Consider the following 26,574-nt stretch of genomic DNA (forward strand, 5'->3'; position numbering starts at 1 on the left):
AATGTTAAAAGTCGAAAATATTTCCGGGGGTTATGGCAAAGAATCCGTCGTGAAAGCAGTGACATTCAATGTCAATAAAGGCGAAGTACTCGGCATACTTGGACCCAATGGCAGTGGTAAATCCACACTTTTGAAAATTATTTCAGGAATTCTCCCGAAGGAAACGGGTTCCGTCACAATTGACGGGCAAGATGCTTCTACTTATTCACAAAAAGAATTCGCCAAAAAAGTAGCCGTCTTGCCACAACTCCATGCACATGCATTTTCCCACACTGTTCGAGAAACGGTAGAACTCGGTCGCTATCCGCACCAATCAGGACTATTTTCATCATGGTCAGATGAAGACGAGCGCGCTGTCACCGGTGCCATAAACAGTATGTCCATCACACGCTATGCGGAAAATTCGATCGAACTCCTATCCGGCGGCGAACAGCAACGCGTTTTCGTCGCACAAGCACTCGCTCAAGAAGCACCGATTTTATTACTCGATGAGCCAACGAATCACTTGGACATCGCTCACCAACAACAATTACTCGATACGATTCGTCAACAGGCAATCGACAAAGGACTCACGGTTATTTCAGTGTTTCACGATATCAATTTGGCTTCTTTATACTGCGACCGACTTCTCTTGATGGATAAAGGGCGGATTGCCAGAATAGGCGTGCCACAAGACGTAGTGATGGAAGAGGCAATCGAATCTGTTTACGGTGCGCGAATAAAATCACAGCCCCATCCTGAATTGCCAAAACCTCAAATTACACTGCTGCCGGATACCAAAGAGGAAATTAAGCCTTTCGCCGTTGTAAAAGAGGACTTTTCGATAGCATCGGACTTTGTTGCATTACGAACAAAATATCCGTTGAAAACCATTTCCTCCGCCGTTCATAATGCTGGAACAGGCTGGTATCGGTCGTTTGTCAATCGTCATGTTGATGCTGATTACAATGTAGACGACGTCAAAGCTGAAAATACTGCCTACCTTGAACAGCAAGGTTTTCATCTGACGGATACGGTCGGTATGATGACCGCGGTCATGACGGAGCATGCTGAAGTCGAGGAATACACTGGGAGTTTCGGAACGATTCTTATCGCAGTAACAGCTGGCGTCGGTAATGCTGTCGATGTGTCGCAAGCACTCACTCGTGATCAGAAACCTCGCGTCGGTACAATCAATACGTGGGTTATCGTCAATGGCCAGCTACCTGATGAAGCATTTATCCAAGCAATGATAACGGCAACAGAAGCGAAAACGAAAGCGCTCCAAACGGAATCCGTAACAGATCCGCTCACAGGCACAATTGCGACAGGTACATCGACGGACAGCCTACTAGTCGCGGCAACACAACAAGGAGAATTCCTCCCGTATGCAGGTCCGATTACGCCGCTTGGAAAACTAATTGGCCACGGAGTTTATGACTGCACAGTACGGGCAATCCGTGCCTACAAAAAGGCGAAAGGGTGGACAACTTGATTCCTGCACATTTTATCGCCATTGCAATTGGTTTTCTGCTCGACAGAATGATTGGGGATCCACCGAAATGGCCGCATCCAGTCCGCTTAATTGGGACGTTCATTGCCAAATTGACTAGTGTTATGAATAAAGGTCGGTTCCGCACATTAAAAGGGGCGTCTACACTCTTCATCACAGTCGGGATTGTGTTAGGCATCGTTTTTGCTTTAGTAGGTTTTGCCTATCAATTCAATATCTATGTAGGTATTGGTGTGGAATCAATTCTGATCGCCGTCGGGCTAGCACAAAAAAGTTTACGCGACGCTGCACTTGACGTTTACCGTCCGCTTGCTGCACAAGATTTACCTGCAGCACGAACGAAGTTGTCATGGATTGTCGGTCGCGATACCGATAAACTAAGAGAAAGTGGCATCGTACGTGGAACAGTTGAAACTGTGTCAGAAAATATTGCGGACGGCATTACATCGCCATTATTTTGGGCATTCCTTCTGGGTGCACCCGGTCTTTGGATGTACAAAGCAGTGAATACACTGGATTCGATGATTGGTTATAAAGACGAACGATATGAGAAGTTCGGTAAATTTTCTGCACGCGCGGACGATATCTTGAATTTCATACCAGCACGTGTGACGGGTTTTCTAATCATTTTATATGCGCCGAATAAAAGTCAGTTGTCCTTTTGGAAACGCTTTGCTGGCTGGAGTAAAGACGCAAGGAAACATCCAAGTCCGAACAGCGGATTTTTGGAGGCAGCGACGGCTTGGCAACTTGGCGTTACACTTGGCGGAACAAGTACATACCGCGGAATCGTATCGAAGCGACCTGAGCTTGGTCCAGGCAACACCCCGCTAACCGCAATACATATTAAACAAACAATTACACAGATGCATATCATAGTGTTTATTTTCTGGCTAGTAATGACGGTGATTGGAGTGGCTTTATATGCAGTTGCCTGAACATGGCGCAAATCCGCACAACCTTTACGCAACACTGGGCATTGAACAGCCTATACGTTTATTGGATTTCAGTGAAAATGTCAATCCGGCTGGGCCTCCTGATTCAATTACCAAGATGTGGCCAAGTTTACGAGATTTGCTTACGGCTTATCCAAATCCAGAAGGGGAGCCGTTTCTGTCAGCGGCGGCTGATTACCATGGCATTTCGACCGATTATATATTCGCAGGGAACGGGGCGGCAGAACTGCTGGCACTTTTAGCAGAGCGCTATCGTGCAAAGCGAGCGATTGTCGTGCACCCGACATTTTCCGAATACGAAGCGACTCTCTTGGCGAAGGATGTGGAGATCGTTCGCGTTATTGCATCGGAAAGTGACGGCTTTAAATTGCCGCTGGAAGCTATCCTTGAGGCGATGACCTCAGCATCAGTTCTGTACCTTTGCACACCAAACAACCCAACTGGAATCATGCCTGAACGCACGGATTTGAACGTAATTATTAGGCGCGGAGCTGAAGTAGGTTGTGAGGTCGTATTAGACGAGGCTTTTATCGATTTCGTTGATGAATCCCTGTCTTTCATCGCAGAATTAAAGAATAATCCGGACGTCATCATAATTCGCTCTATGACGAAAATGTACGCCATTCCTGGAATACGACTCGGGTATATCGCGGCAAATCCGTCGGTAATTAGGGGGATCAAAGCACTCGCGCCGCATTGGAATGTGAATGGTTTAGCCGCTCGAATCGGGGCGGTGTGCTTACAGGAAGAGCAATATCGCGAACAGGCAATTCAGTATAGTAATCGTGAACGGGAAAAAATGACACGGTTTTTAATAGACAATGCGTGCAACGTTACGAATTCAGTGACGAATTTTATTTCATTCACACTTAGTTCTGGCCGTGATTCGAATAAGTTGTATAAAGATATGCTCACACGTGGAATCGTCCTCCGCCATTCACAAAATTTCCGCGGCATGGATGGCAGATGGTTGCGGATTGGCATGAAAAAAGATGCGTCAATGAACATCTTGAAGGAGGAGCTGTTGCAATGGTTCGCGGAAAACTGACATTCATAAGTGGCGGCGTTAGAAGCGGGAAAAGCTCCTATGCAGAAAAGCTGCTTGTTCATGAAGCACAGAAAAATGCGGCCCGGCTAGTTTACATTGCCTCCGGCGTCGCAACGGACCCAGAAATGCAGGCGCGTATTGTACAACACAAATCTGATCGATCCACTCATAGTTGGACAACCCTTGAACAACCAGTCGAGCTGGAAAAGGTATTGCCCTCCATTCAACCGGGGGATTACGTGTTATGGGATTGCCTGACGACATGGCTAGCAAATGAGTTATACACAGGTTGGGAGTCAGGAAAACCTTGTATTGGACAATCGGGTTGTATGCAGCGCAAGGAAACACAGTTGTACACAACGATTGATGCACTGTTGTCGCAAGCAGCTCATCTCGTTATTGTTTCAAATGAAGTTCTAGACGAACTGCCATCAGAATACGCTGAAACGGAAATCTACAGTAAATGGATTGGCCGCATTCACCAAGCGCTTGTCTCAAAAGCAGATACAGCAATTGAAATGGATTACGGAATCCCAATCATATGGAAAAATGATCGGCAGGAGGTGACGCAATGAATGGGCTGATTGTTTTAGGAACAGCATCAGACTCTGGAAAAACGATGATTTGTACAGCGTTGTGCCGCATTTTATCGGACGAAGGCGTGCGGGTAACACCCTTCAAATCGCAAAACATGTCTCGTTTTTCAGCGATAACGGAAAATGGCGAAGAAATGAGCCGTGCACAATTCATTCAAGCAAAAGCTGCTAGAACGAAGCCGTCGATTTATATGAATCCAATTTTGCTGAAACCAGTTGCGGACATGAAATCGGAAGTATTTTTTTTCGGAGAGAAATTTGGTCCAATTGTTGGAATGGCGTATCGCGAACAGTTCTTCACGCGTGGAATTGAGGCCATTAACACGTCGCTTACCAAGCTGGCAGAAACGTACGAAACGGTCATTATTGAAGGTGCGGGCAGCCCCGCGGAGGTGAATCTCAACGACAGGGAAATTGTGAATATGCGCGTGGCAGAAATTGCGGATGTACCTGCTATTTTGGTGGCAGATATTGATCGCGGAGGTGCTATCGCATCAATCGTCGGGACGCTACAACTATTACCAACTGAGCATCGAAAACGTGTCAAAGCTATTATTATCAATAAATTCCACGGTGACGTTTCTTTATTCCAAGAAGGGATTGAATTTATAGAATCCTACACTGGAGTTCCAGTGGCAGGTGTTATTCCTTATAAAATCGATCATGGCATCGAAGAGGAAGATATGGATCGACCGGTAATGAAAGCACCGGCGGGAATCGACGTCTATGATGCATGGGCAAAACATGTTAAAGCGCATCTCAACTGGCCGCTTATCAAAGAAATTTTGTCACAACCTGGAGAGATGGAATGAACGGATTACTGCTAGCCATGCAATTTTTCACGGCAATCCCCGTTCGAAAAGAATTGCCACTCGGCCGAAGAGAAGTGACAGCAATGTATGTGGCTCTACCTTTCGTTGGAGCGGCAATTGGGCTCGCAATGTACGGAGTGTCGGAACTGCTAGTGAATTATTTACATGTTGGAACATTCCTTGCATCGGTTTTTATCGTATTGACGGCTATCATACTTACCGGCGGTTTGCACCTGGATGGCTGGGCGGATACGGGCGATGCATTCTTTTCATACAAAGATCGCGAAAAACGACTTGAAATTCTAGAGGACCCGCGACTGGGTGCATTTGGAACGATGGCGCTTGTTTTATTGATTATCGTGAAAATCGCTGTGTTCAATGAAATACTGATGCGTGGTTCAGGGAATAGTGCGGTGTTTATAGCGATTCCTTTCCTAGCAAGAGCCACTATGAACCTATATTTCTCTACTGTGCGTCTTGCAAAAGATAAAGGAATCGCACACTTTTTCAAAGAAAAGATTTCAATAAATATACTAATTAGCTGGACGCTAGTAAGTAGTGCAATGACTTTATTCGCGCTAGGGTTTATGTTGACAAGTGTACTAATTCCAATTGTGATAGCGGTTGTAATTGGAATCGCATTTTTCATGTTCCGTAACTGGTCGTTGAAACATTTCGGAGGCGTCACAGGCGACTTATGTGGTGCATTCATTGAAGGAATGGAGGTAGTGTTATGGCTAACCGTTTTGTGCTTTATCTAATCCGGCATCTTCCTACTTTGGGCAATAAAGAACGGAAATATATTGGCTGGACGGATGAACCGATTTTAGATTCGGCTAATTTGAATTGGCGTCTACCCGAAGCCCCGATACACGTTTACAGCAGTGATCTTCGTCGTGCAAAACAAAGTGCAGCTCGCTATTTTCCAGATGCGTCTATTGAAACAGCCTCTAGTTGGCGCGAATGTAATTTTGGCGAGTTTGAAGGGAAAACATACGCGGAACTTGAAAAGAATAAGGACTATCGCAAATGGATTGATGATCCATATGAATTCGCACCATTAAATGGTGAAAGTTTAACGGATCTAGAAAGGCGTGTAGTGGCTGCAGTGAAACAATTGCCGAACAAGGCGGTTGTCGTGACACATGGGGGACCTATTCGCGTAGTCTTGACGAAGTTTTCATCTGAAGATAAAGGTTTTTGGTCGTGGGACATCCCGCACGGAACGGGTTACCGATTTGAATGGGAAAGCGACAAAGCATTCGAGGAGGGGGAGTCATGCACGTCTATATCGGCGGTGCCCATAACGGCAAACGAGACTACGTAAGAAAATGGCTGACCGAGCAGGGGCAAGAAAACGTACACTGGGTAGAAGGAAATTGTCTGGGAGATAGTTTCATAGTGGATAGGGAAACCGTTCAGACGACTGTCATAGCTGGAGTCGAGAAGTGGCTTGCGGAAACGAATTTATCGGAACAAGCGGCCATTGACTATGTGATGAGTTGCATCGCTAAGGACCGTCAGACAGTTTTTATATTAACCGATATTGGACGGGGAATCGTTCCTATCGATGCAGACCAGCGAAAATTACGCGATGCTTGCGGCCGGCTTTATCAGCAATTAATGGCGGAAGCGGATGAAGTGACAAGAATTTGGTATGGCTTGGCAAAAAATTTAAAGAAAAGGGGAGAACAACAATGAAAATTTACACACGCACAGGGGATAAAGGGAAAACAAGTTTAATAGGGGGGCGCGTCGACAAAGACAGCCTGCGTGTTGAAGCATATGGCACGATGGATGAATTGAATTCATTTGTCGGTAAAGCAATGACGGAACTCGATCCTGCAATTTTTGCGGATATGCTGACAGATTTGGAAGCCATTCAAAACGAATTGTTTGATGGCGGTGGCGACCTTGCAAATGTTATGAAAGAACGTCATTATAAATTGTCTGAAGAACCGGTTGAAGTGCTTGAGCAACGCATTGATGTGCTAATGGAAGAAGCGCCGCCATTAGAGAAATTCATCTTACCAGGTGGATCGCCTGCTGCTGCAACACTTCATATTGCACGAACTGTTGCGAGACGCGCAGAACGCCAGACGGTTACCCTTTTAAAAGCAGAAGAAGATGTACCGGCAGTAGTACAACGTTATTTGAACAGGCTTTCCGATTATCTTTTTGTTGCAGCGCGCATTGCCAATTCTCGGGTTAACGTACCTGATAATGAATATGTGAGAAGTGCGAAAGTGTTCAGAACGGATAAGAAGAAGGAGGATTAATCAATGCAATTGAAACGGCTCACATTGGCGGCTTTTTTTGTAGCCCTTTGTGTCATCGGTGGATTAATCAAAATCCCATCCGGCATCGGTTCTTTGGCACTTGATACTGTACCGGCACTCATTTCCGCGGCTTTTCTCCCGCCGGTATTTTCGGGGATAGTCGGGATGCTTGGGCACATGGCCTCCGCTATGAATTCGGGGTTTATGTTAGGTCCATTGCATGTGCTCGTTGCACTTGAAATGTTCGTCATCGTTATCGTCTTTGCACGCCTACACAAAGCGGGACGCAATCTAACAAAGTGGATTTTTTTCATAGTGGCAAATGGTTTAATCGCACCGCTGCCGTTTTATTTCCTAATTTCACCGGCATTTTTCCTCGGAGCAGTTCCATTTCTCTTACTCGCGACAATCGTTAACGCGGTTGTTGCAGCGGTCGTTCTGCCGTCACTTCAGCATGTGGTGGATGGTCGCATGGGGGCACTTCGATGAGAAATGCCATTGATATCGGCAACGGTTTCATCGTGACAACGGATAATTCAGGTGGCATCGGCGAAAAGTTGCAGGATATAGTTAATGTTCCGGATCGCGTCACAGCGTATTTTGCAGCCCGCGTCGCATTGTTTGAACAATGGGCAACGCATGCAGAACCTGTTTCAATCCTCGTCCATAATTTTAGCGGCAGCACGAGTTGGGAAAATTATGTGATAGGCGTGACGGATTTATTCCACGAGGCGGGGCTTGAAGTTCCTCCTATCAATGGCAGTTCAGAAACCAATATGGAGCTTGTTCAGTCAGCGATGGCAGTAACGATCATCGGAAAAAAGATGGAAGCACCAGCTCCGAAAAATAGTGTATGGTTTACTTACGGCACACCCCTCGTTGGAGATGAAGTGCGAACTCGCGTAGATGAAATTGCGTCCGTCCGGCTTATTCACGAGGCAATGAAAAGTGGAATCGTCCATCAAATCTGGCCAGTTGGCTCAAGCGGAATTTTACAAGAGGTCCGTTTGCTGACTGGCATTAAGGAAGCACGCGTCGAAACCGCGCTGGATTCAATGAAATCAGCGGGACCGTCGACAGTGGTTCTCCTAGCCATTCCTGAAATGGAAATCGAGGAAGCAAATGCACTTTTCGGTGTCCATTTGAATAAACTAATGATGATTACTTAAAACCTGCATTGTCTTTGCAGGTTTTTCTAACTTTAAAAAGTGAGACCGATTATATAAACCTCCTGCCGATCAAATCTGCAGGCTTGCCGATCATATAACCGTCGCGCTGATCATATCTGCAGGCTGGCCGATCATATAATCGTCTTGCCGATCATAACTGCAGGCTACCCGATCATATAACCGTCGCGCCGATCAAATCTGCTGGCTACCCGATCATATAACCGTCTCGCCGATCATAACTGCTGGCTGACCGATCATATAACCATCGCGCCGATCAAATCTGCTGGCTAACCGATCATATAATTGTCTTGTCGATCATATCCGCCAGCCACCGATCATATAACCGTCTTGCCGATCAAATCTGCTGGCACCCGATCATATAACCGTCTTGCCGATCAAATCTGCTGGCTACCCGATCATATAACCGTCCTGCCGATCATATCCGCTGGCTACCCGATCATATAATTGTCTTGCCGATCAAATCCGCCAGCCACCGATCATATAACCGTCCTATCAATCATATCCACCACCAACCCTCCCACTAATTTCACCAATATCTCAAAACTATCAAAACTTTTAGTTGACTGAACGCTCATTCATAATTAAACTAGAAAATAGACATCGACACGATACTTATTTTCGACTACACTATCTGTACTATTCAAACAACAAGGGAAGGGGAGATAATAAATGCATCCATTGATCATTGCCAACTGGATTTTGTTTCTCGCGGTCGTGGCCTACGCGCTTGCGTTGTTCACATATCTAATCAAAACACGCATTCAATTTATCAAACTGGGGAGAAAAGAAGAGTTTGATAATAACATTTCGGAACGTCTCCGCAAAATATGGATTTACGTCTTCGGACAAAAGAAATTATTAAAAGATAAAAAGAGTGGAGCTATCCACGTTATGTTTTTCTACGGGTTTTTACTCGTACAGTTTGGAGCTATCGATCTTGTCTGGAAAGGGTTAAAACCGGGATCACACTTACCATTTGGTTCGGTGTATCCTGTCTTTACAATCTTCCAGGAAATCGTTGCTGTAACAATACTTGTCGCGGTTGTGTGGGCATTCCACCGCCGTTATGTTGAGAAGCTCGTGCGTTTAAAACGTGGGTGGAAATCCGGACTTGTCCTTATTTTCATCGGGGGACTTATGCTTTCAACATTACTTGCAAACGGTATGAACATGATTTGGCAAGGACATGAAACGACATGGATGGAACCAATCGCATCGACGATTGCTACAGTATTCAGTTTCATGCCGGAAACTGGGGCGGCCGTCATATTCTTCATTGCTTGGTGGATCCATCTGCTAATCTTACTGACGTTCCTCGTCTATGTGCCACAATCGAAACATGCGCACTTGATCGCAGGACCTGCTAACGTTTATTTCCACCGTCTTGATCATGCAGGCCGTTTAAAGCCAATCGACTTCGAAGCGTTGGAAGATGTAGAAGAAGGAGAAGAGATGCCGCCGCTTGGAGTAGGTAAAATAACTGACTTCACGCAGCTCCAAATGATCGATTTATACGCTTGTGTTGAATGTGGACGTTGTACGAATATGTGTCCAGCATCTGGAACAGGAAAAATGCTGTCTCCGATGGATCTCATTACGAAACTACGTGATAACCTGACAAATACAGGTGCACTTGTGACAAAGCAGAAACCGTGGGTACCAACACTCGCGTTCAATAAAACAAAAGGCAACCAGATTGCATTTGCAGCTGGACTTGAAGGCGCTACAATGGACGACATTTACAACCCGTCCCTCATCGGCGATATCATCACGGAAGAGGAAATCTGGGCTTGTACAACATGTCGTAACTGTGAAGACCAATGTCCGGTTATGAATGAACACGTTGACAAAATCATCGACCTTCGCCGTTATCTTGTAATGACAGAAGGAAAAATGGATCCGGATGCACAGCGCGCGATGACAAACATCGAACGTCAAGGGAATCCATGGGGGCTTAACCGTAAAGAGAAAGAAAACTGGAGAGATGCACGTCCAGATCTTCATATTCCAACGGTCAAAGAATTGAAAAAAGCGGGCGAAGAATTTGACTATCTGTTCTGGGTGGGTTCAATGGGGTCATTCGACAACCGTTCACAAAAAATCGCCTTATCATTTGTCCATCTGATGAATGAAGCGGGCATCAAGTTCGCCATTCTTGGTAATAAAGAGAAGAACTCTGGAGATACGCCGCGTCGTTTGGGGAATGAGTTTTTATTCCAAGAATTGGCTACAGCCAATATTGAAGAATTCGAAAAAGCGGGCGTCACAAAACTTGTCACCATTGACCCGCATGCCTACAATATTTTCAAAAATGAATACCCTGACTTCGGATTTAAAGCAGAAGTAGTTCATCATACGGAAATGCTTTACGAACTTGTTGTCCAAGGGAAGTTGAAACCGGAGCATGCAATCGACGAAACAATTACGTTCCATGATTCATGTTATCTAGGTAGATACAACGACGTCTATGATCCGCCACGTGAAATTCTTAAAGCAATCCCTGGCGTTAATCTAGTCGAAATGAAACGTAATCGTGAAGACGGCATGTGCTGTGGAGCGGGCGGAGGACTTATGTGGATGGAAGAAGACACTGGCCATCGTATCAACGTCGCTCGTACAGAACAAGCACTTGAAGTCAGCCCGGGGATCATATCATCCGGCTGTCCATACTGCTTGACGATGTTGTCAGACGGCACGAAAGCGAAAGAAGTAGAAGAGTCTGTCGGCACATATGATATCGCCGAACTACTAGAACGTTCGATTTTCGGTGAGGATTGGCAGCCAGCTGAAGAGGCTGAAGTAGAGTCTATTTTGCAATAAGCCATTGCGGAACAATCAGTATTGTCGTACAATTAATAGAATAGTGAACTATGATTTGTGAAATAAAAAGGAGTGGAAACACTCCTTTTTTCTTAAACTACTTATCGAGCGAGCGTTCAGTCGCTGGTGCCAGTTACTGACACAATTCATGATCTTCGAATTGTGGCAGCAGCTGGAATCGCAAATGAAAGCGTTACCAACAATCATCAAAGGGGCGATAGATATGGGAAGAACGGTCATAGTAAATGGGGCAAGAACACCATTCGCAAAATTAGGCGGAGCGTTAAAGTCACTGACGGCAAGCGATCTTGGGGGGATTGCTATCAAAGATGCATTAAATCGTGCGGGCGTGAAAGCAGATGAAGTCGGTGAAGTCATCATCGGAACGGTATTGCAAGCAGGCCAAGGTCAAATTCCTTCTAGGCAAGCAGCGACGAAAGGTGGACTTCCTTGGTCGGTGAAAACGGAGACCATCAACAAAGTATGTGCATCAGGCATGCGCAGCGTAACTCTTGGCGACCAGTTGATCCGTCTTGGCGATGAAGAAGTCATTGTTGCGGGCGGTATGGAGTCTATGTCCAATGCCCCTTACTACGTACCAAAAGCACGATTTGGGTTGAAAATGGGTGATGCAGAACTGATCGACGGTATGATCTACGATGGACTTTCTTGTTCATTCTCACCCGACCGCGTCCATATGGGCACATACGGTAACTCGACAGCTGAAGAATTTGCACTGACGCGCGTTGCACAGGACGCATGGTCACTCCGTAGTCATGAACGTGCATTGCAAGCGATTGACGCAGGATTGTTCGCGGAAGAAATCGTTCCAGTAGAAATCCCGCAGCGTAAAGGTGATCCGATTTTAGTCGATACGGATGAAGCACCACGCCGCAACACATCGCTCGAATCACTGGCGAAATTGCGACCGGCATTCGGCAAAGACGGCACAATTACGGCAGGAAACGCACCAGGCGTAAATGACGGAGCATGTGCACTTGTGTTGATGAATGAAGAGCGTGCGCTAAAAGAAGGAAAAACACCATTAGCAGTCATTATTGGTCATGCAGAAGTGGCTATTGAACCCGCAAACTTCCCACAAACGCCTGGGCTTGTCATTAATGCATTACTTAAAAAGACGGGTAAGAAACTAGAAGATATAAAACTCTTTGAAATAAACGAAGCATTTGCAGCTGTTGCTCTCGCAAGTTCACAAATTGCAGAACTGGATCCTGAAAAAGTGAACGTCAATGGCGGTGCAGTTGCACTCGGTCACCCGATTGGCGCAAGCGGAGCGCGTATTATCTTGACACTTGCGCATGAACTGAAACGCCAAGGTGGCGGTATCGGTATTGCAGCAATTTGTTCAGGCGGAGGCCAAGGCGACGCAATTATGATCGAAGTAGCAAAATCGGAATAATGTGGAGGCGTTAATCAATGGAAATTAAAAAAATAATGGTGATCGGTGCAGGACAAATGGGCGGAGGAATTGCTCAAGTCTGTGCACAAGCCGGCTTCGACGTAAAACTGAATGATATAAAAGAAGAATCATATGCTAAAGGGCTTGCAGTTATTACAAAGAATCTGTCTCGCAATGTCGAAAAAGGTCGCATGACAGAAGATGAAAAATCCGCAGTCCTTGGTCGCATAACGAAATCACTCGATCTGCAAGATGCATCGGACGTTGACATTGTCATCGAAGCAGCAGTTGAAAATATGGATATCAAAAAGTCCATTTTCGCGAAGTTGGATGAAATCGCTCCGCAACATGCAATTCTTGCATCCAATACATCTTCACTTCCAATCACGGAAATCGCGGCGGCAACAAAGCGTCCTGAACAAGTGATTGGTATGCATTTCATGAACCCAGTTCCAGTGATGAAACTAGTCGAAATCATCCGCGGTCTTGCAACTGCAGACGACGTGTACAAAGCGGTGGAAGACATGACAGTGAAATTGTCTAAAACACCGGTAGAAGTAAATGACTTTCCAGGATTCGTCGCAAACCGAATTCTTATGCCGATGATTAACGAAGCAATTTACACGCTCTATGAAGGCGTTGCAACCGAACAAGCGATTGACGAAGTCATGAAACTCGGCATGAATCACCCAATGGGTCCGCTTCAGCTCGCAGACTTTATTGGACTCGATACATGTCTATATATTATGGAAACGCTACACGAAGGTTTTGGCGATTCGAAATATCGCCCATGTCCCCTCCTAAGAAAATATGTAAAAGCAGGATGGTTAGGGAAGAAGTCAGGCCGAGGATTTTACGTTTACGAATAACTAATGCTTACATTTAAAGGGGAAATCATAATGGATTTAACATTCACCGAAGAACAGCAGATGATGCGCGACATGGTACAAAGTTTTGCGAAGACTGAAATCGAACCGTTCATTCCACGTATGGAAGCTGGGGAATTCCCACGTGACATTTTAAAGAAAATGGGCGGACTCGGCTTGATGGGCATTACTGTCCCAGAAGAATATGGTGGGGCAGGCATGGATTTCATCTCATATATTAGCGCCATCCATGAACTGTCGAAAGTAAGCGCCGTTGTCGGTGTCATTCTTTCCGTTCATACATCGGTTGGAACAAACCCGATTATGTATTTCGGTAACGACGAACAGAAAAACCGTTACCTCCCAAAATTGGCAAGCGGCGAATACCTTGGTGCTTTCTGCCTGACAGAAGCATCATCTGGTTCTGACGCAGGATCTCTTAAAACACGTGCGGTCAAAAAAGACGATCATTATGTGCTTAACGGTTCTAAAATGTTTATTACCAACGGCGGAGAAGCAGATGTCTACATCGTCTTTGCATCGACAGATCCATCTAAAGGGACTTACGGTATCTCAGCATTCATCGTCGATAAAGATACACCTGGCCTCGTCATTGGAAAAGATGAACGGAAAATGGGACTTCATGGTTCGAGAACAGTAGAGCTGTCGTTTGATCAAATGAAAGTTCCACTAGAAAACTTACTTGGTGAAGAAGGCGGCGGCTTCAAAATTGCGATGGCAAATCTCGACGTCGGTCGTATCGGCATAGCGGCGCAAGCACTCGGTATCGCAGAAGCAGCACTTGAAGCGGCAACTGGTTATGCGAAAGATCGTGTTCAGTTCGGTAAGCCGATTGCTGCTCAGCAAGGCGTAGGATTTAAACTTGCGGACATGGCAACTGCAGTCGAAGCAGCAAAACTACTCGTCTACCGCGCTGCACAACTGCGTGCAGAAGGACTCCCGTGTGGAAAAGAAGCCTCGATGGCTAAGTTATTTGCTTCAAAAGCGGCAGTCGAAGGATCAATTGAAGCAGTTCAAGTATTCGGCGGTTATGGCTATACAGAAGATTACCCAGTCGAGCGCTATTTCCGTGACGCAAAAGTAACTGAAATCTACGAAGGCACAAGTGAGATTCAACGTATTGTTATTTCGAAACATCTGATGAAGTGATGTACGCGTTTATTGTATAATTCCTGTACCCTTTGCAGGAATTATACAATGAATTCCAATCCTCTAATTAAAAACCAAATACCAAATAAGGTGGGAAACCCAATGAACTTTAAATTATCCGAAGAACACGAAATGATCCGTAAAATGGTCCGCGACTTTGCGGAAAATGAAGTTGCACCAACAGCAGCAGAACGTGATGAAGAAGAACGTTTCGACATGGATATCTTCAAGAAAATGGCGGACCTTGGCCTAACAGGTATTCCTTGGCCTGAAGAGTATGGCGGCATCGGCAGTGACTTTCTCGCATATTGTATCGCTGTAGAAGAACTGTCACGCGTTTGTGCGTCAACAGGCGTCACACTTTCTGCGCACACATCTCTAGCGGGATGGCCGGTATTTAATTACGGAACGGAAGAACAAAAACAACAATACCTTCGTCCAATGGCAGAAGGTACGAAAATGGGGGCATACGGTCTAACTGAGCCAAGTTCTGGTTCTGATGCAGGCGGCATGCGCACAACAGCGAAACGTGACGGCGACGACTACGTAATAAATGGTTCTAAGATTTTCATTACAAACGGCGGCATTGCGGACATCTACATCGTCTTCGCAGTTACTGATCCAGATTCAAAACATAAAGGAACAAGTGCATTTATCGTAGAAAAAGATTTCCCAGGCTTCTCAGTCGGGAAAAAAGAGCGCAAACTCGGCATTCGTTCATCGCCTACAACTGAAATCATGTTTGACAACTGTCGTGTACCGAAAGAAAATCTTCTTGGTGAAGAAGGGCAAGGCTTCATCATCGCTATGAAAACACTTGACGGCGGCCGTAACGGAATTGCTGCACAAGCAGTCGGGATTGCACAAGGGGCGCTTGACGCAGCTGTTGACTATGCGAAAGAGCGCGTTCAATTCGGTAAACCAATCGCTGCAAACCAAGGCATCGGCTTTAAATTGGCAGATATGGCGACAGCAACGGAAGCTTCAAGATTGTTAACATACCAAGCAGCTTGGCTCGAGTCGAATAATTTACCATATGGTCAAGCATCTGCAATGGCAAAATTAATGGCTGGAGATACAGCTATGAAAGTTACAACAGACGCTGTTCAGGTTTTCGGCGGTTACGGGTATACAAAAGATTATCCTGTTGAGCGTTATATGCGTGATGCGAAAATTACGCAGATCTACGAAGGAACGCAAGAAATTCAGCGTCTCGTTATCTCCCGAATGCTGACGAAATAAGCGGGGAGGTGTAGGAAAGTGAATAAACGAGAAGTGAAATCGTCTGTCAAAGATGAAAGTCTGATTGAAAAACGGCGTGAACAGATGATTCGTGGTGCGGTGAAACTTTTTAAAGAAAAGGGATTCCATCGCGCAACAACCCGCGAAATCGCGAAAGAAGCGGGATTTAGCATCGGAACGCTTTATGAATATATTCGCACCAAGGAAGATGTACTCTACCTCGTTTGTGACAGTATTTATAACGAAGTGCATGACCGCCTTTCTGCCCTGCCTACCCAGGAAGGGACAGTGGATGGACTGCGAGTGGCCATTAATCAGTATTATCATTTGATTGACGATATGTCGGACGAATTTCTGGTCATGTACCAAGAATCAAAATCACTACCGAAAGATGCACTGCAATATGTTCTGAAAAAAGAAATGGAAATGGTCGCTTTGTTCGAGAATCTTCTAGAAATGTGTGCAAAGTCGGGGGAACTGCGCATTTCAGAAGAAGAAGTCGGCATCGCGGCACATCATATCGTCGTACAAGGGCAGATGTGGGCATTTCGCAGATGGGCATTGCATAGAAGTTATACGATAGAAACCTATATACGTGTTCAAACTGACCAACTTTTTAAAGGGTTAATTGGGTAAAATGTTCATTAATGCAAAAGGGGTGTTCCACATATGGCAACAGTTGAGATTTATAAACCGAAACACCATATCCGGTTCGTTACAGCGTCGAGTCTTTTCGACGGGCATGACGCATCCATCAATATCATGCGTCGTATTATGCAAGCGAGCGGCGCAGAAGTAATTCACTTGGGGCATAATCGTTCAGTCGAGGAAGTTGTCAACGCGGCCATTCAGGAAGACGTTCAAGCAATTGCGATGTCTTCGTACCAGGGCGGGCATGTTGAATATTTCAAATACATGTATGACCTTCTTCAGGAAAAAGGGGCACCGCATATTCGCATTTACGCAGGTGGCGGCGGAGTTATCATCCCGAAGGAAATCAAAGAACTGCATGACTACGGTATTACATGGATTTTCTCTCCTGAAGATGGGCGCAAAATGGGTCTTCAAGGGATGATTAATCGGATGTTGGAGCAATGTGATTACCTCACAGCGACTGACAATGAAATGGAAAACCTTGAAAAAATAACTGTCGACCAACCCGAAATCCTAGCGAATGTCATTACGTACGTGGAAGAAATGTACGGTCAGGACGACGCGCAAGCGGCTGCAGTTGTTGAAAAAGCACGTACACTATCTAAAAACACGCCGGTTCTTGGGATTACTGGAACAGGTGGAGCGGGGAAAAGTTCGCTTACTGACGAATTAATTCGTAGATTCCTCCACGAACTACCGGAAAAAAGAGTCGCAATCCTATCGATTGACCCAACGAAACAGAAAACAGGTGGGGCTTTACTTGGTGACCGTATTCGTATGAATGCCATCTTCAATAAGCGCGTATTCATGCGAAGTCTCGCGACACGTGGTTCCCGTACAGAGCTTTCTGGAGCGATTCGGGATGTGTTAGACATTGTGAAAACAGTCGGTTTCGACCTAATCGTTGTTGAAACAAGTGGAATCGGGCAAGGGGATGCTGAAATTACGGAAGTTTCCGATGCTTCGATGTATGTCATGACAAGCGAATTCGGTGCGCCGACACAACTTGAGAAGATTGACATGATTGATTTCGCAGACCTGATTGTCATCAATAAATTCGAACGTAAAGGCTCTGAAGATGCATTGCGCCAAGTGCAAAAACAGTATCAGCGCAGTCATCTTCTATGGGATAAAGATCTCGATACAATGCCAGTGTATGGCACAATCGCAAGCCAATTCAACGACAAAGGGACGAATTCACTCTTTGCAGCACTCGTTTCCGTATTGAACGACAAATGCGGTTTAGACTGGGAAACGTCTTACGGACAATTCGTCAAAACACAAAAACAAAACGTCATCATCCCGAACGACCGTCAGCAATATTTACGTGAAATCTCAGATACGGTCCGTGGGTACCATAAAAAATCTGAAGTGCAGGAAACGCTTGCACGCAAATTATTCCAGCTCGAAGGAGCCATTCAAACGGTCAACGAACAAGCGCCAGACGATGCGCTCGTGACTTCACTGCAATCACTTGCGGAAGGCATTAAAGAAGAATTGACGTCAGAGTCAAAACGTATCCTCGCAAACTGGGATAAATTGAAAGAAGCCTACGCGGGCGATGAATTCATCACAAAAGTTCGTGGTAAAGAACTGCGCACTGCTTTGACAACTACAAGTCTTTCAGGATTAAAAATCCCGAAAGTCGCGTTGCCGAAATTCAAAGATTACGGTGAAATTCTTCGCTGGGTTTATAAAGAAAACGTCCCGGGGTCCTATCCATATACAGCTGGCGTATTCCCATTCAAACGTGAAGGCGAAGATCCAAAACGTCAATTTGCCGGAGAAGGAACACCGGAACGGACGAATCGTCGTTTCCACTATTTATCGAAAGATGACGATGCGAAACGACTGTCAACGGCGTTCGACTCTGTGACATTGTACGGAGAAGACCCGGATGAACGTCCAGATATTTACGGGAAAGTCGGGGAGTCTGGCGTCAGTATTTGTACGTTAGAGGATATGAAAAAACTGTACGAAGGTTTCGATCTGTGTGCACCGGCAACGTCTGTTTCCATGACGATTAACGGTCCAGCACCGATTATTCTTGCCATGTTTATGAATACAGCAATCGATCAACAAGTGCGCATCAACGAGGAAAAACTTGGGCGGGCACTAACGGTTGAAGAATTCATTGAAGTCAAAGAAGGAACGCTTCAAGCAGTTCGTGGAACAGTGCAAGCAGATATTCTGAAAGAAGACCAAGGGCAGAATACATGTATCTTCTCGACGGAATTCGCGCTTCGCATGATGGGGGATATCCAGCAGTACTTCATCGATGAAAAAGTACGTAATTACTACTCAGTGTCGATTTCTGGCTACCATATTGCAGAAGCAGGCGCAAACCCGATTTCCCAATTGGCATTCACACTGTCAAATGGCTTCACATATGTAGAATATTATTTGAGCCGCGGCATGAATATCGATGATTTCGCTCCGAATTTATCGTTCTTCTTCTCGAATGGTCTTGATCCGGAATATACGGTTATCGGGCGCGTTGCTCGTCGTATTTGGGCAGTCGCGATGCGTCAGAAATACGGCGCCAACGAACGTAGTCAAAAATTGAAGTACCATGTCCAAACATCAGGCCGCAGCTTGCACGCGCAGGAAATTGATTTTAATGATATCCGCACAACGCTGCAGGCGCTTATGGCATTGCAGGATAACTGTAACTCGCTCCATACGAACGCGTATGACGAAGCCATTACAACGCCAACGGAAGAATCAGTTCGTCGTGCGATGGCTATCCAAATGATCATTACAAATGAGCACGGCCTGTCGAAAAATGAAAATCCGCTTCAAGGCGCATTTATTGTCGATGAATTAACGGATCTCGTTGAAGAAATGGTCTTGCGCGAATTTGAAAGCTTAAATGACCGCGGCGGCGTGCTCGGTTCGATGGAAACACAATACCAACGCGGTAAAATTCAAGAAGAATCGATGCATTATGAAATGAAAAAGCATTCAGGTGAGTTGCCAATTATTGGTGTTAACACATACTTGAACCCGAATCCACCGTCGTCTGATGACGTCGATAACATGGAAATCGCGCGTGCCACACAAGACGAGAAAGAAACACAAATCCTCAACTTACGTGCATTCAAAAACTTGCATGCCGATCAAACCGAAGAAGCCTTGAAGAAGCTGAAAGAAGTAGCTGTTTCAGGCGGTAACATCTTCCAAGAACTAATGGAAACGGTGAGAGTGGCAAGTTTAGGGCAAATTACCAACGCGCTATATGAAGTAGGCGGGCAGTATAGACGGAATATGTAACACGAAAAGCGGAAGCGGCCGTTTAGACGCGACAGGCATAAGACGGATCGTCGAAGCGGTGCCCTTTACCGCGTAGCCGGTCTGGCTTATGACCCGAGCGTCTGGGCGCTGGAGCTGGACAATTAGGGATGGCAGCCTAAAAGCGCAACTGCATGATTTACATCCTATAGGCCACGAATCCGTGCAAACTTCGGTTTAGCACGGATTTTCCTTTTTGCGTGAGTGTGTAGTGCCGGTGTAAGTGTGAGTCGTACGCTTCGGGTGAATGCTCTATTGTTGCCCGTACTACCCAGTGTGTGGTGCCAGGTGCTGCCACAATTTGAAGGGCGCAAATGGTGTCAGTAACTGGCACAATGCGTTTTTCTGCACGCTACTGGGATTTCTTTATCCATGTAAATCAAGCGGAGGCGCCTTACAGGGGTAGCCGAAGCCATAAGACTGGCGGCGAAGCTGCTTGGCTTATGGCGAGAGGCATCCCCAAGCGCCGTAGCGGAGTTGAATGAAATCTCTATGACCTTTATGCCTTTAGGGGTTGTGTGGTATGTATTTTTTATTTAGTGTGTAGTGCCAGTTGCTGCCACCATGCTATTTTCTCCATGCTACTAGGATTTCTTTATCCATGTAAATCAAGCGAAGGCGCCTTAAAGGGGTAGCCGAAGCCATCCCCAAGCGCCGTAGCGGTATTGAATGAAATCACTATGTCCATTATTCCCCTGGAAAGTGTTTGGTATGTACTTTTCTTTTATATGGATATTGCTTGTAATTTTCACGTATAATAGAGAGAATGACTGGAAGGGGTGCGGGCGTGAAACTATATATACATATATTGATCATAGCCACCCTTGCCACCCTCTTTTTTCTGCTATATGATAAAGGATTAGGTGCTATCCCTTTTTTACTTTCTGGGGCTTATTTGGGGTTTATTTGTGTGACAGAACTTCGACACTCCAAAAAGAATAAAAGAATGTAGCATATTTTGGACTGTATTGTTTATAATGATAAGTATGTTTGTGTTTATAGAAAGGACGTGCGTTAATTGAACATCCGTGAAATGACGAAAGAACAACTGATAGAAGAATCGATGATTGATATCGCATATGCGGTTTTGGCGGAAAGAAAAGAACCGCTAACATTGCTTCAGCTGATGGACGCAATCCGTAAACTGAATGGCATAACTGAACGAGTTATGAGAACAAAATTACAACAATTCTATACAGACATGAACATTGACGGGAGATTCCTTGCTATCAACGACAACCGTTGGGGATTGCGCGAATGGTATCCGGTCGATCAAATCGAAGTAGAAACAGCTCCAGTCGTAAAAGTACGCAAGAAGAAAAAGAAAAAAGCGTTGCTTGAAGACGACGACATCATTGAAGACGAGGATGACGAGGATGAGTTGTTCGATGAAGAATTCGATGAACTAATCGATGACGATGAAGACGACGACGATGACGACGACGAGGAAGAAGAAGACGTTGTCGAGATCGAAGTAGATCTTATTGATCCAGACGACGAGCTTGAAATCATCCCTGATGATGCAGAGCTTGAGCTTGATGAAGAAGACGAAGAAGAGGAAGATGAAGACGAGGATGAAATCAAGGAATAATTACTTGACTTCACACGTCCGACACTATAACATTTTGACTGGGCTCCTTAAATGGACATGAACCAGTGTATATGCGCTCCTCCTGTAGATACTGTCTACAGACGGGGCGCTTTTTATTGTTTTAACATTATTCCGCAGAACTCCAAACCCCTGCTGAATAATGTTAAAGCCTCCGGCGGATGTCACAGATTTTGATGGGAATGAATTAAGTAGACTCACGGCCTGCATGATGCAGGTTGGTTAGCTGTTGTCGCAAGGAAACGACGCATTTACGCTAACTTCCTTACTTGATCTGTACGCAATTACGTCAAGGCGAATTTGATTTAACTAGAACGAACCAGACGAATGGAGGAGTAAAACATGACAAAGTATATTTTCGTAACCGGTGGCGTTGTCTCATCACTAGGTAAAGGTATCAACGCAGCATCACTTGGACGACTATTAAAATCTCGAGGACTTCAGGTGACAATCCAAAAATTCGATCCATACATTAATCTTGACCCAAGAATGATGAGTCCTTTACAGCATGGTGAGGTCTTCGTTACAGAAGATGGGGCAGAAACGGATCTAGACCTAGGTCATTATGAACGTTTTATTGACATCAAATTGAACAAGTATTCGAACGTTACGATGGGGAAAGTATATTCATCTGTCCTACAAAAAGAACGTCGCGGAGAATACAATGGAGCAACTGTCCAAGTCATCCCTCATATTACAAATGAAATCAAAAGCCTGATCAAACGTGCTGGAAAAGAAACGAACGCAGACGTCGTCATTACAGAAATTGGTGGCAGTGTCGGCGATATCGAATCCCTCCCGTACCTAGAAGCACTTCGTCAGATGAAAACGGATCTTGGAAAAAGTGACGTTATGTATATTCATAACACCCTTATTCCTTACTTACATGCAGCTGGTGAAATGAAGACAAAACCTACACAGCATAGTGTTAAGGAACTTCGAAGTCTCGGAATTCAGCCAAATATGATTGTTGTACGAAGCGAATATCCAGTACCGCAAGAAATGAAAGATAAGATTGCGTTGTTCTGTAATATCAAACCAGAAGAAGTCATCGAAGCACTTGACGCGGAAACGCTATACGAAGTACCGCTTAGATTGCATGAACAGAATATGGATCAAATCGTCGTAGATTTCCTTGAACTTGAGACGAAACAACCGGATATGACAGAAATAAAAGAACTGGTAACACTTGTGAAATCCCTTTCGAAAAAAGTTCGCATCGGACTTGTCGGGAAGTATGTTGAAATGCAGGATGCCTATATTTCTGCGGTTGAAGCACTTCGCCACGCAGGTTACGGTTTCGACACAGAAATTGAAATAAAATGGATCAATTCGGAAGATGTAACAGCACAGAGTGCAGCTGAATTATTATCGGATGTCGACGGAATCCTCGTTCCAGCTGGTTTTGGAAAACGCGGTATCGATGGTAAAATTGAAGCAATTACTTATGCCCGTATAAATGGCATCCCGTTTTTCGGAATCGGCTTAGGCATGCAATTAGCTGCAGTCGAATACGCACGCAATGTTATGGGGATCGAAAAAGCTCATTCAGTTGAATTTGATAAAGACACGGAAAATCAAATTATTGAGAGTCCTCCTGAAAGTAATGGTAATCCAGAAAGTTACTTCAGACTTGGCGCTTACCCATGTAAATTAAAAGAAGGAACGAAAGCGCGTGCTGCTTACGGCGAAGAGTTGATTTACGAACGTCACCGTAATCGCTATGAATTTAATAATGAATACCGCGAGCAATTCGAAGCTGCAGGTATGAGGATTTCTGGTATAAGCCCGAATGAACAACTCGTGGAAATCATAGAATTAGAAGATCACCCATTCTTTGTCGGTGTCTCGTTCCACCCAGAATTTGCATCACGCCCAACACGCCCACAACCGCTATTCCGCGAGTTCCTAGGAGCGATAATCGCTGGAAAAGAATAACGTTTCGGTTGCAACTTGTTGGACTAGCCATATATAGCGCACGACCGATCATATATGTTGCTCAACCAAGCATATCGGGCATCTAACTGATCGTATATATCATGAACCGAGCATATCCATCGTCTACTCGATCATATGTGTTGGTAACCGAGCATAACCGTCTTCTACCCGATCATATATGTCAGGTACCCGAGCATATCCGGCATCTACCCGATCATATATGTCAGGAACCAAGCATATCCACCAGCTAACCAATCATATATATCAGGAACCGAGCATATCTGCCGTCTACCCGATCATATATATCAGGAACCGAGCATATCCATCGTCTACCCGAGCATATCGGTCACTCAACCAATCACCAACTAAAAAAAGCTGCACATAAACGGAGAATTCCCGCTTATGTGCAGCTTTTACTTGTTTTTAATCCTTGTCTAAAATCATTTCATCATAGGCAATCTTCACAGCTTCATAAATAAACAACGCACTGAGTGCATGCGGCTGAACAATCCGTTCACCGTCGTCACCTGGTAATAAACCACGTGTAAGCTCAGTCGATATATATGTATATGATAATTCTGCAAGTTCATTGCTGCTGCCCGGTTTTTCAGCGGCGAGCGCGGCAAAAGGAATGAAGCGTCCAGCAAGTTGCTGTGCAAGTTCCAATGCAGGCCTATCCATCGCAGACCGAGTTAATAGCCAAATCCGGTCGGCTGCTGTTATGTCCATCCCAAACTCATAACGAACGGCACCACTAAGTGGATCGGTACTGTGAAAGGCGGTTGCGGTAACTGCCTCCATTTCACCGAATCCCGCAATAATAACACGACCTTCGCCAATTGTTGCTTGTGCGAGAAGACGGGCTGTTTCTTCAATAGATTCTTCACCATTTCCGGCGATACGCTGAAGAAGTCCGCTGATTTGTGTCGTCAACATTTTCAAAACTACCACCTCCACCTCATTATAGGAAGAGGGAGCATGGAAAGCAAAGGACAAAGTTTTGTCAAAAAAAGAAGGGTATCTGTGACATTTGTCAAATAAGTAGGTATAACAACATGGGATTGCAGAAAGAGGGAATGGAGATTGAAAAGTCTTTTAATTGTGGATGATCAAAAGGGGATTCGACTTTTGCTGGATGAAGTGTTCCGCCGGGAAGGGTTTAAAACAACCCTCGCGGCGAACGGATTAGAAGCGCTCCAAGCGGTGGAACAAGAAGTGCCAGGCTGTGTCCTGCTTGATATGAAAATGCCGGGCATGGATGGATTAGAGGTTTTAAAAAGATTAAAAATTGGCTGGCCAGAGATACCAGTCATCATGATGACTGCGTACGGTGAAATTGAATTAACAGAAGATGCATTGAAAACTGGGGCTATGAAATATTTTACTAAGCCGTTTGATATTTATGAAGTCCGTGATGCGGTGAACGCAATGTTTGAAAACTGACAAAGCAGGCAGTGGTAAACACTGGCTGTTTTTGTTATGATATTGGTGGTATACAATAATCACACTATTCTTTTCAAGATCCTAAGGAGGAATTCGCATGGCACTTGTCTCCATGAAAGAAATGATGATCAAAGGGAAAAAAGAAGGGTACGCAATAGGTCAGTTTAATATAAACAACCTTGAATATACGCAAGCGATTTTACTAGCGGCACAAGAAGAACAATCTCCTGTTATCCTTGGGGTATCCGAAGGTGCAGCACGTTATATGGGCGGTTTCACAACGGTTGTCCACATGGTGAAAGGTCTTATGCACGATTATAAAATTACAGTTCCTGTTGCAATTCATTTGGATCACGGTTCAAGCTTCGAAAAATGTAAAGAAGCAATTGAAGCAGGTTTCACTTCCGTTATGATTGACGCTTCATCAAAACCACTTGCAGAAAATATTGAAATTACGAAAAGTGTAGTTGATTATGCGCATGAACGGGGAGTTTCTGTAGAAGCAGAACTTGGGGTCGTTGGAGGCCAGGAAGACGATATTATTGCTGAAGGCGTCATTTATGCGAACCCTGCAGAATGTAAAGAGCTTGTGGACAAAACAGGAATCGACTGTCTTGCACCTGCATTAGGATCAGTCCACGGACCATATAAAGGCGAGCCAAACCTTGGTTTCAAGGAAATGGAAGAAATCTCAAGTCAATCTGACCTACCGCTTGTCCTTCATGGCGGAACAGGTATTCCGATAAAAGATATCCAAAAATCTATTTCATTCGGAACGGCTAAAATTAACGTCAATACAGAAAACCAAATACAAGGAACAAAAGCTGTACGTGAAACACTTGCGGCAGACGCTGAAGCCTATGATCCTCGTAAATTCTTGACGCCAATGCGCGATGCCATCAAAGTAACGGTTATCGGTAAAATGCGCGAATTCGGTAGTTCACAAAAAGCTTAATTATACGTAGTTAACAGAAAGAGGAGAAACATCAATGGTGATGTATTCTCCTTCTTTTAAGAGTTTTTCGGAGCTCTTCATAAAGTATTTACTATAGAGTATTCATTCATTATAAGGGGGATTTTATTCATGAAGTTTTTCATCGATACAGCTAATTTTGAAGAAATCAAAGAAGCGCATACTTGGGGCATACTATCAGGAGTTACAACAAATCCTTCACTTGTTGCGAAAGAAGATGTACCTTTTCATGATAGGTTGCGAGAAATTGCAGCACTTGTCCCTGGTTCAGTCAGTGCAGAAGTCATCGCACTTGATGCTGAAGGCATGATCAAAGAAGGACGAGTATTGGCGGAAATTGCTCCAAATATTACGGTGAAATTGCCAATGACACCTGAAGGATTGAAAGCTTGTGCGGTCTTTTCACAGGAAGGCATCAAAACAAACGTAACACTTATCTTCAGTGCAAATCAGGCACTTCTTGCAGCACGTGCAGGAGCGACATATGTTTCCCCATTCCTCGGCAGACTCGATGACATTGGACAAGATGGCATGGCATTGGTCTCTACAATTGCAGATATCTTCTCAATCCACAATATCAAAACAGAAATTATTGCTGCATCCATTCGCAGCCCACAGCATATTACAGACGCAGCGCTAAGTGGTGCAGATATTGCAACGACACCTTTCAACGTGTTGACGCAGCTATTCAAGCACCCACTTACGGATAAAGGAATCGAAGCATTTCTTGCGGACTGGGAAACTAGAAAGAACAAGTAAGGCATCAAAGGAGAGT

25 protein-coding genes are annotated in these 26,574 nt (G+C 44.9%); 24 read left to right on the top strand and 1 reads right to left on the bottom strand.

The window, feature by feature from the left end; translation table 11 throughout:
• The first annotated feature begins 1 nt into the window (after position 1).
• The 21 genes from MKZ26_RS17100 to MKZ26_RS17200 all read left to right on the top strand — a co-directional run bounded on the left by MKZ26_RS17100 (position 2) and on the right by MKZ26_RS17200 (position 23,383).
• Entirely contained in the window at positions 2–1,474 is a 1,473-nt protein-coding gene (locus tag MKZ26_RS17100) for an adenosylcobinamide amidohydrolase (RefSeq protein WP_340766903.1), read from the top strand.
• On the top strand, positions 1,474–2,430 hold the full coding sequence (gene cbiB / locus MKZ26_RS17105) for an adenosylcobinamide-phosphate synthase CbiB (RefSeq protein WP_340767677.1): 957 nt from the start codon (positions 1,474–1,476) through the stop codon (positions 2,428–2,430). The genes MKZ26_RS17100 and cbiB overlap by 1 nt, the downstream gene beginning before the upstream one ends.
• Positions 2,417–3,496: a pyridoxal phosphate-dependent aminotransferase gene (locus MKZ26_RS17110; RefSeq protein WP_340766904.1), complete on the top strand. Its 1,080-nt coding sequence runs from the start codon at positions 2,417–2,419 to the stop codon at positions 3,494–3,496. Before cbiB ends, MKZ26_RS17110 begins: the two co-directional genes overlap by 14 nt.
• The gene (locus MKZ26_RS17115) at positions 3,478–4,071 is read left to right on the top strand and encodes a bifunctional adenosylcobinamide kinase/adenosylcobinamide-phosphate guanylyltransferase (RefSeq protein ID WP_340766905.1); all 594 of its coding nucleotides are present in this window, start codon (positions 3,478–3,480) and stop codon (positions 4,069–4,071) included. The genes MKZ26_RS17110 and MKZ26_RS17115 overlap by 19 nt, the downstream gene beginning before the upstream one ends.
• Positions 4,068–4,904 (top strand): cobyric acid synthase, encoded by an 837-nt coding sequence (locus MKZ26_RS17120; protein WP_340766906.1) that lies wholly within the window; start codon positions 4,068–4,070, stop codon positions 4,902–4,904. The genes MKZ26_RS17115 and MKZ26_RS17120 overlap by 4 nt, the downstream gene beginning before the upstream one ends.
• Positions 4,901–5,665 carry an adenosylcobinamide-GDP ribazoletransferase gene (cobS, locus tag MKZ26_RS17125; RefSeq protein ID WP_340766907.1) on the top strand — a complete coding sequence of 255 codons (765 nt, stop codon included), beginning with the start codon at positions 4,901–4,903 and terminating at the stop codon, positions 5,663–5,665. The genes MKZ26_RS17120 and cobS overlap by 4 nt, the downstream gene beginning before the upstream one ends.
• Complete coding sequence (locus MKZ26_RS17130) at positions 5,638–6,231, top strand: histidine phosphatase family protein (RefSeq protein ID WP_340766908.1); 594 nt, start codon at positions 5,638–5,640, stop codon at positions 6,229–6,231. The genes cobS and MKZ26_RS17130 overlap by 28 nt, the downstream gene beginning before the upstream one ends.
• A complete protein-coding gene (locus MKZ26_RS17135) occupies positions 6,183–6,605 on the top strand; it encodes a bifunctional adenosylcobinamide kinase/adenosylcobinamide-phosphate guanylyltransferase (protein ID WP_340766909.1) in 423 nt (140 codons plus the stop codon). The genes MKZ26_RS17130 and MKZ26_RS17135 overlap by 49 nt, the downstream gene beginning before the upstream one ends.
• On the top strand, positions 6,602–7,183 hold the full coding sequence (locus MKZ26_RS17140; protein ID WP_187045937.1) for a cob(I)yrinic acid a,c-diamide adenosyltransferase: 582 nt from the start codon (positions 6,602–6,604) through the stop codon (positions 7,181–7,183). Before MKZ26_RS17135 ends, MKZ26_RS17140 begins: the two co-directional genes overlap by 4 nt.
• Before the next feature lie 3 nt (positions 7,184–7,186).
• Positions 7,187–7,672: an ECF transporter S component gene (locus tag MKZ26_RS17145; RefSeq protein ID WP_340766910.1), complete on the top strand. Its 486-nt coding sequence runs from the start codon at positions 7,187–7,189 to the stop codon at positions 7,670–7,672.
• Entirely contained in the window at positions 7,669–8,352 is a 684-nt protein-coding gene (locus tag MKZ26_RS17150) for a hypothetical protein (RefSeq protein ID WP_340766911.1), read from the top strand. Before MKZ26_RS17145 ends, MKZ26_RS17150 begins: the two co-directional genes overlap by 4 nt.
• A 690-nt stretch (positions 8,353–9,042) precedes the next feature.
• Positions 9,043–11,193, top strand: coding sequence for a (Fe-S)-binding protein (locus MKZ26_RS17155; RefSeq protein ID WP_338654938.1), 2,151 nt, complete (start codon positions 9,043–9,045; stop codon positions 11,191–11,193).
• A gap of 223 nt (positions 11,194–11,416) precedes the next feature.
• Positions 11,417–12,613 (top strand): acetyl-CoA C-acetyltransferase, encoded by a 1,197-nt coding sequence (locus tag MKZ26_RS17160; RefSeq protein WP_340767678.1) that lies wholly within the window; start codon positions 11,417–11,419, stop codon positions 12,611–12,613.
• 17 nt (positions 12,614–12,630) lie between these two features.
• Entirely contained in the window at positions 12,631–13,482 is an 852-nt protein-coding gene (locus tag MKZ26_RS17165) for a 3-hydroxybutyryl-CoA dehydrogenase (RefSeq protein ID WP_340766912.1), read from the top strand.
• Between the two features lie 30 nt (positions 13,483–13,512).
• The gene (locus tag MKZ26_RS17170) at positions 13,513–14,649 is read left to right on the top strand and encodes an acyl-CoA dehydrogenase (protein ID WP_067213189.1); all 1,137 of its coding nucleotides are present in this window, start codon (positions 13,513–13,515) and stop codon (positions 14,647–14,649) included.
• A gap of 102 nt (positions 14,650–14,751) precedes the next feature.
• On the top strand, positions 14,752–15,891 hold the full coding sequence (locus MKZ26_RS17175) for an acyl-CoA dehydrogenase (RefSeq protein ID WP_067213186.1): 1,140 nt from the start codon (positions 14,752–14,754) through the stop codon (positions 15,889–15,891).
• Between the two features lie 84 nt (positions 15,892–15,975).
• Positions 15,976–16,527, top strand: a complete 552-nt coding sequence (locus MKZ26_RS17180) for a TetR/AcrR family transcriptional regulator (protein ID WP_082786850.1) — start codon at positions 15,976–15,978, stop codon at positions 16,525–16,527.
• Positions 16,528–16,560: 33 nt separating this feature from the next.
• Positions 16,561–19,818: a fused isobutyryl-CoA mutase/GTPase IcmF gene (gene icmF, locus MKZ26_RS17185; protein ID WP_340766913.1), complete on the top strand. Its 3,258-nt coding sequence runs from the start codon at positions 16,561–16,563 to the stop codon at positions 19,816–19,818.
• 332 nt (positions 19,819–20,150) lie between these two features.
• On the top strand, positions 20,151–20,321 hold the full coding sequence (locus MKZ26_RS17190) for a hypothetical protein (protein ID WP_340766914.1): 171 nt from the start codon (positions 20,151–20,153) through the stop codon (positions 20,319–20,321).
• Between the two features lie 533 nt (positions 20,322–20,854).
• Positions 20,855–21,427, top strand: a complete 573-nt coding sequence (gene rpoE, locus MKZ26_RS17195) for a DNA-directed RNA polymerase subunit delta (protein ID WP_082786741.1) — start codon at positions 20,855–20,857, stop codon at positions 21,425–21,427.
• A 360-nt stretch (positions 21,428–21,787) separates the two neighbouring features.
• Entirely contained in the window at positions 21,788–23,383 is a 1,596-nt protein-coding gene (locus MKZ26_RS17200; RefSeq protein ID WP_340766915.1) for a CTP synthase, read from the top strand.
• Positions 23,384–23,806: 423 nt separating this feature from the next.
• On the opposite strand, the gene MKZ26_RS17205 is transcribed toward MKZ26_RS17200, so the two are convergent.
• Positions 23,807–24,319, bottom strand: coding sequence for a DUF2529 family protein (locus MKZ26_RS17205; protein ID WP_340767679.1), 513 nt, complete (start codon positions 24,317–24,319; stop codon positions 23,807–23,809).
• 147 nt (positions 24,320–24,466) lie between these two features.
• Here MKZ26_RS17205 and MKZ26_RS17210 point away from each other — a divergent pair, with 147 nt between their 5' ends.
• The 3 genes from MKZ26_RS17210 to fsa all read left to right on the top strand — a co-directional run bounded on the left by MKZ26_RS17210 (position 24,467) and on the right by fsa (position 26,558).
• A complete protein-coding gene (locus MKZ26_RS17210) occupies positions 24,467–24,826 on the top strand; it encodes a response regulator (RefSeq protein ID WP_340766916.1) in 360 nt (119 codons plus the stop codon).
• Between the two features lie 97 nt (positions 24,827–24,923).
• The gene (locus MKZ26_RS17215; RefSeq protein ID WP_067213174.1) at positions 24,924–25,781 is read left to right on the top strand and encodes a class II fructose-bisphosphate aldolase; all 858 of its coding nucleotides are present in this window, start codon (positions 24,924–24,926) and stop codon (positions 25,779–25,781) included.
• 129 nt (positions 25,782–25,910) lie between these two features.
• Entirely contained in the window at positions 25,911–26,558 is a 648-nt protein-coding gene (fsa, locus tag MKZ26_RS17220) for a fructose-6-phosphate aldolase (protein WP_067213173.1), read from the top strand.
• The last annotated feature ends 16 nt before the right edge of the window (positions 26,559–26,574 follow it).

The sequence above is a fragment of the Sporosarcina sp. FSL K6-6792 genome, from assembly GCF_038004885.1.
GTDB lineage: Bacteria > Bacillota > Bacilli > Bacillales_A > Planococcaceae > Sporosarcina > Sporosarcina psychrophila.

Bases quoted from the DNA above. Each gene is read 5' to 3' on its own strand.
- fsa (WP_067213173.1), top strand. From the start codon at position 25,911: ATGAAGTTTTTCATCGATACAGCTAATTTTGAAGAAATCAAAGAAGCG.
- MKZ26_RS17120 (WP_340766906.1), top strand. From the start codon at position 4,068: ATGAATGGGCTGATTGTTTTAGGAACAGCATCAGACTCTGGAAAAACG.
- MKZ26_RS17205 (WP_340767679.1), bottom strand. From the start codon at position 24,319: ATGTTGACGACACAAATCAGCGGACTTCTTCAGCGTATCGCCGGAAAT.
- MKZ26_RS17190 (WP_340766914.1), top strand. From the start codon at position 20,151: ATGGTGTCAGTAACTGGCACAATGCGTTTTTCTGCACGCTACTGGGAT.
- cobS (WP_340766907.1), top strand. From the start codon at position 4,901: ATGAACGGATTACTGCTAGCCATGCAATTTTTCACGGCAATCCCCGTT.
- MKZ26_RS17140 (WP_187045937.1), top strand. From the start codon at position 6,602: ATGAAAATTTACACACGCACAGGGGATAAAGGGAAAACAAGTTTAATA.
- MKZ26_RS17115 (WP_340766905.1), top strand. From the start codon at position 3,478: ATGGTTCGCGGAAAACTGACATTCATAAGTGGCGGCGTTAGAAGCGGG.
- MKZ26_RS17165 (WP_340766912.1), top strand. From the start codon at position 12,631: ATGGAAATTAAAAAAATAATGGTGATCGGTGCAGGACAAATGGGCGGA.
- MKZ26_RS17110 (WP_340766904.1), top strand. From the start codon at position 2,417: ATGCAGTTGCCTGAACATGGCGCAAATCCGCACAACCTTTACGCAACA.
- MKZ26_RS17160 (WP_340767678.1), top strand. From the start codon at position 11,417: ATGGGAAGAACGGTCATAGTAAATGGGGCAAGAACACCATTCGCAAAA.
- MKZ26_RS17150 (WP_340766911.1), top strand. From the start codon at position 7,669: ATGAGAAATGCCATTGATATCGGCAACGGTTTCATCGTGACAACGGAT.
- MKZ26_RS17155 (WP_338654938.1), top strand. From the start codon at position 9,043: ATGCATCCATTGATCATTGCCAACTGGATTTTGTTTCTCGCGGTCGTG.
- MKZ26_RS17215 (WP_067213174.1), top strand. From the start codon at position 24,924: ATGGCACTTGTCTCCATGAAAGAAATGATGATCAAAGGGAAAAAAGAA.
- icmF (WP_340766913.1), top strand. From the start codon at position 16,561: ATGGCAACAGTTGAGATTTATAAACCGAAACACCATATCCGGTTCGTT.
- MKZ26_RS17100 (WP_340766903.1), top strand. From the start codon at position 2: ATGTTAAAAGTCGAAAATATTTCCGGGGGTTATGGCAAAGAATCCGTC.
- MKZ26_RS17130 (WP_340766908.1), top strand. From the start codon at position 5,638: ATGGCTAACCGTTTTGTGCTTTATCTAATCCGGCATCTTCCTACTTTG.
- MKZ26_RS17175 (WP_067213186.1), top strand. From the start codon at position 14,752: ATGAACTTTAAATTATCCGAAGAACACGAAATGATCCGTAAAATGGTC.
- MKZ26_RS17170 (WP_067213189.1), top strand. From the start codon at position 13,513: ATGGATTTAACATTCACCGAAGAACAGCAGATGATGCGCGACATGGTA.
- MKZ26_RS17135 (WP_340766909.1), top strand. From the start codon at position 6,183: ATGCACGTCTATATCGGCGGTGCCCATAACGGCAAACGAGACTACGTA.
- MKZ26_RS17145 (WP_340766910.1), top strand. From the start codon at position 7,187: ATGCAATTGAAACGGCTCACATTGGCGGCTTTTTTTGTAGCCCTTTGT.
- MKZ26_RS17200 (WP_340766915.1), top strand. From the start codon at position 21,788: ATGACAAAGTATATTTTCGTAACCGGTGGCGTTGTCTCATCACTAGGT.
- MKZ26_RS17180 (WP_082786850.1), top strand. From the start codon at position 15,976: ATGATTCGTGGTGCGGTGAAACTTTTTAAAGAAAAGGGATTCCATCGC.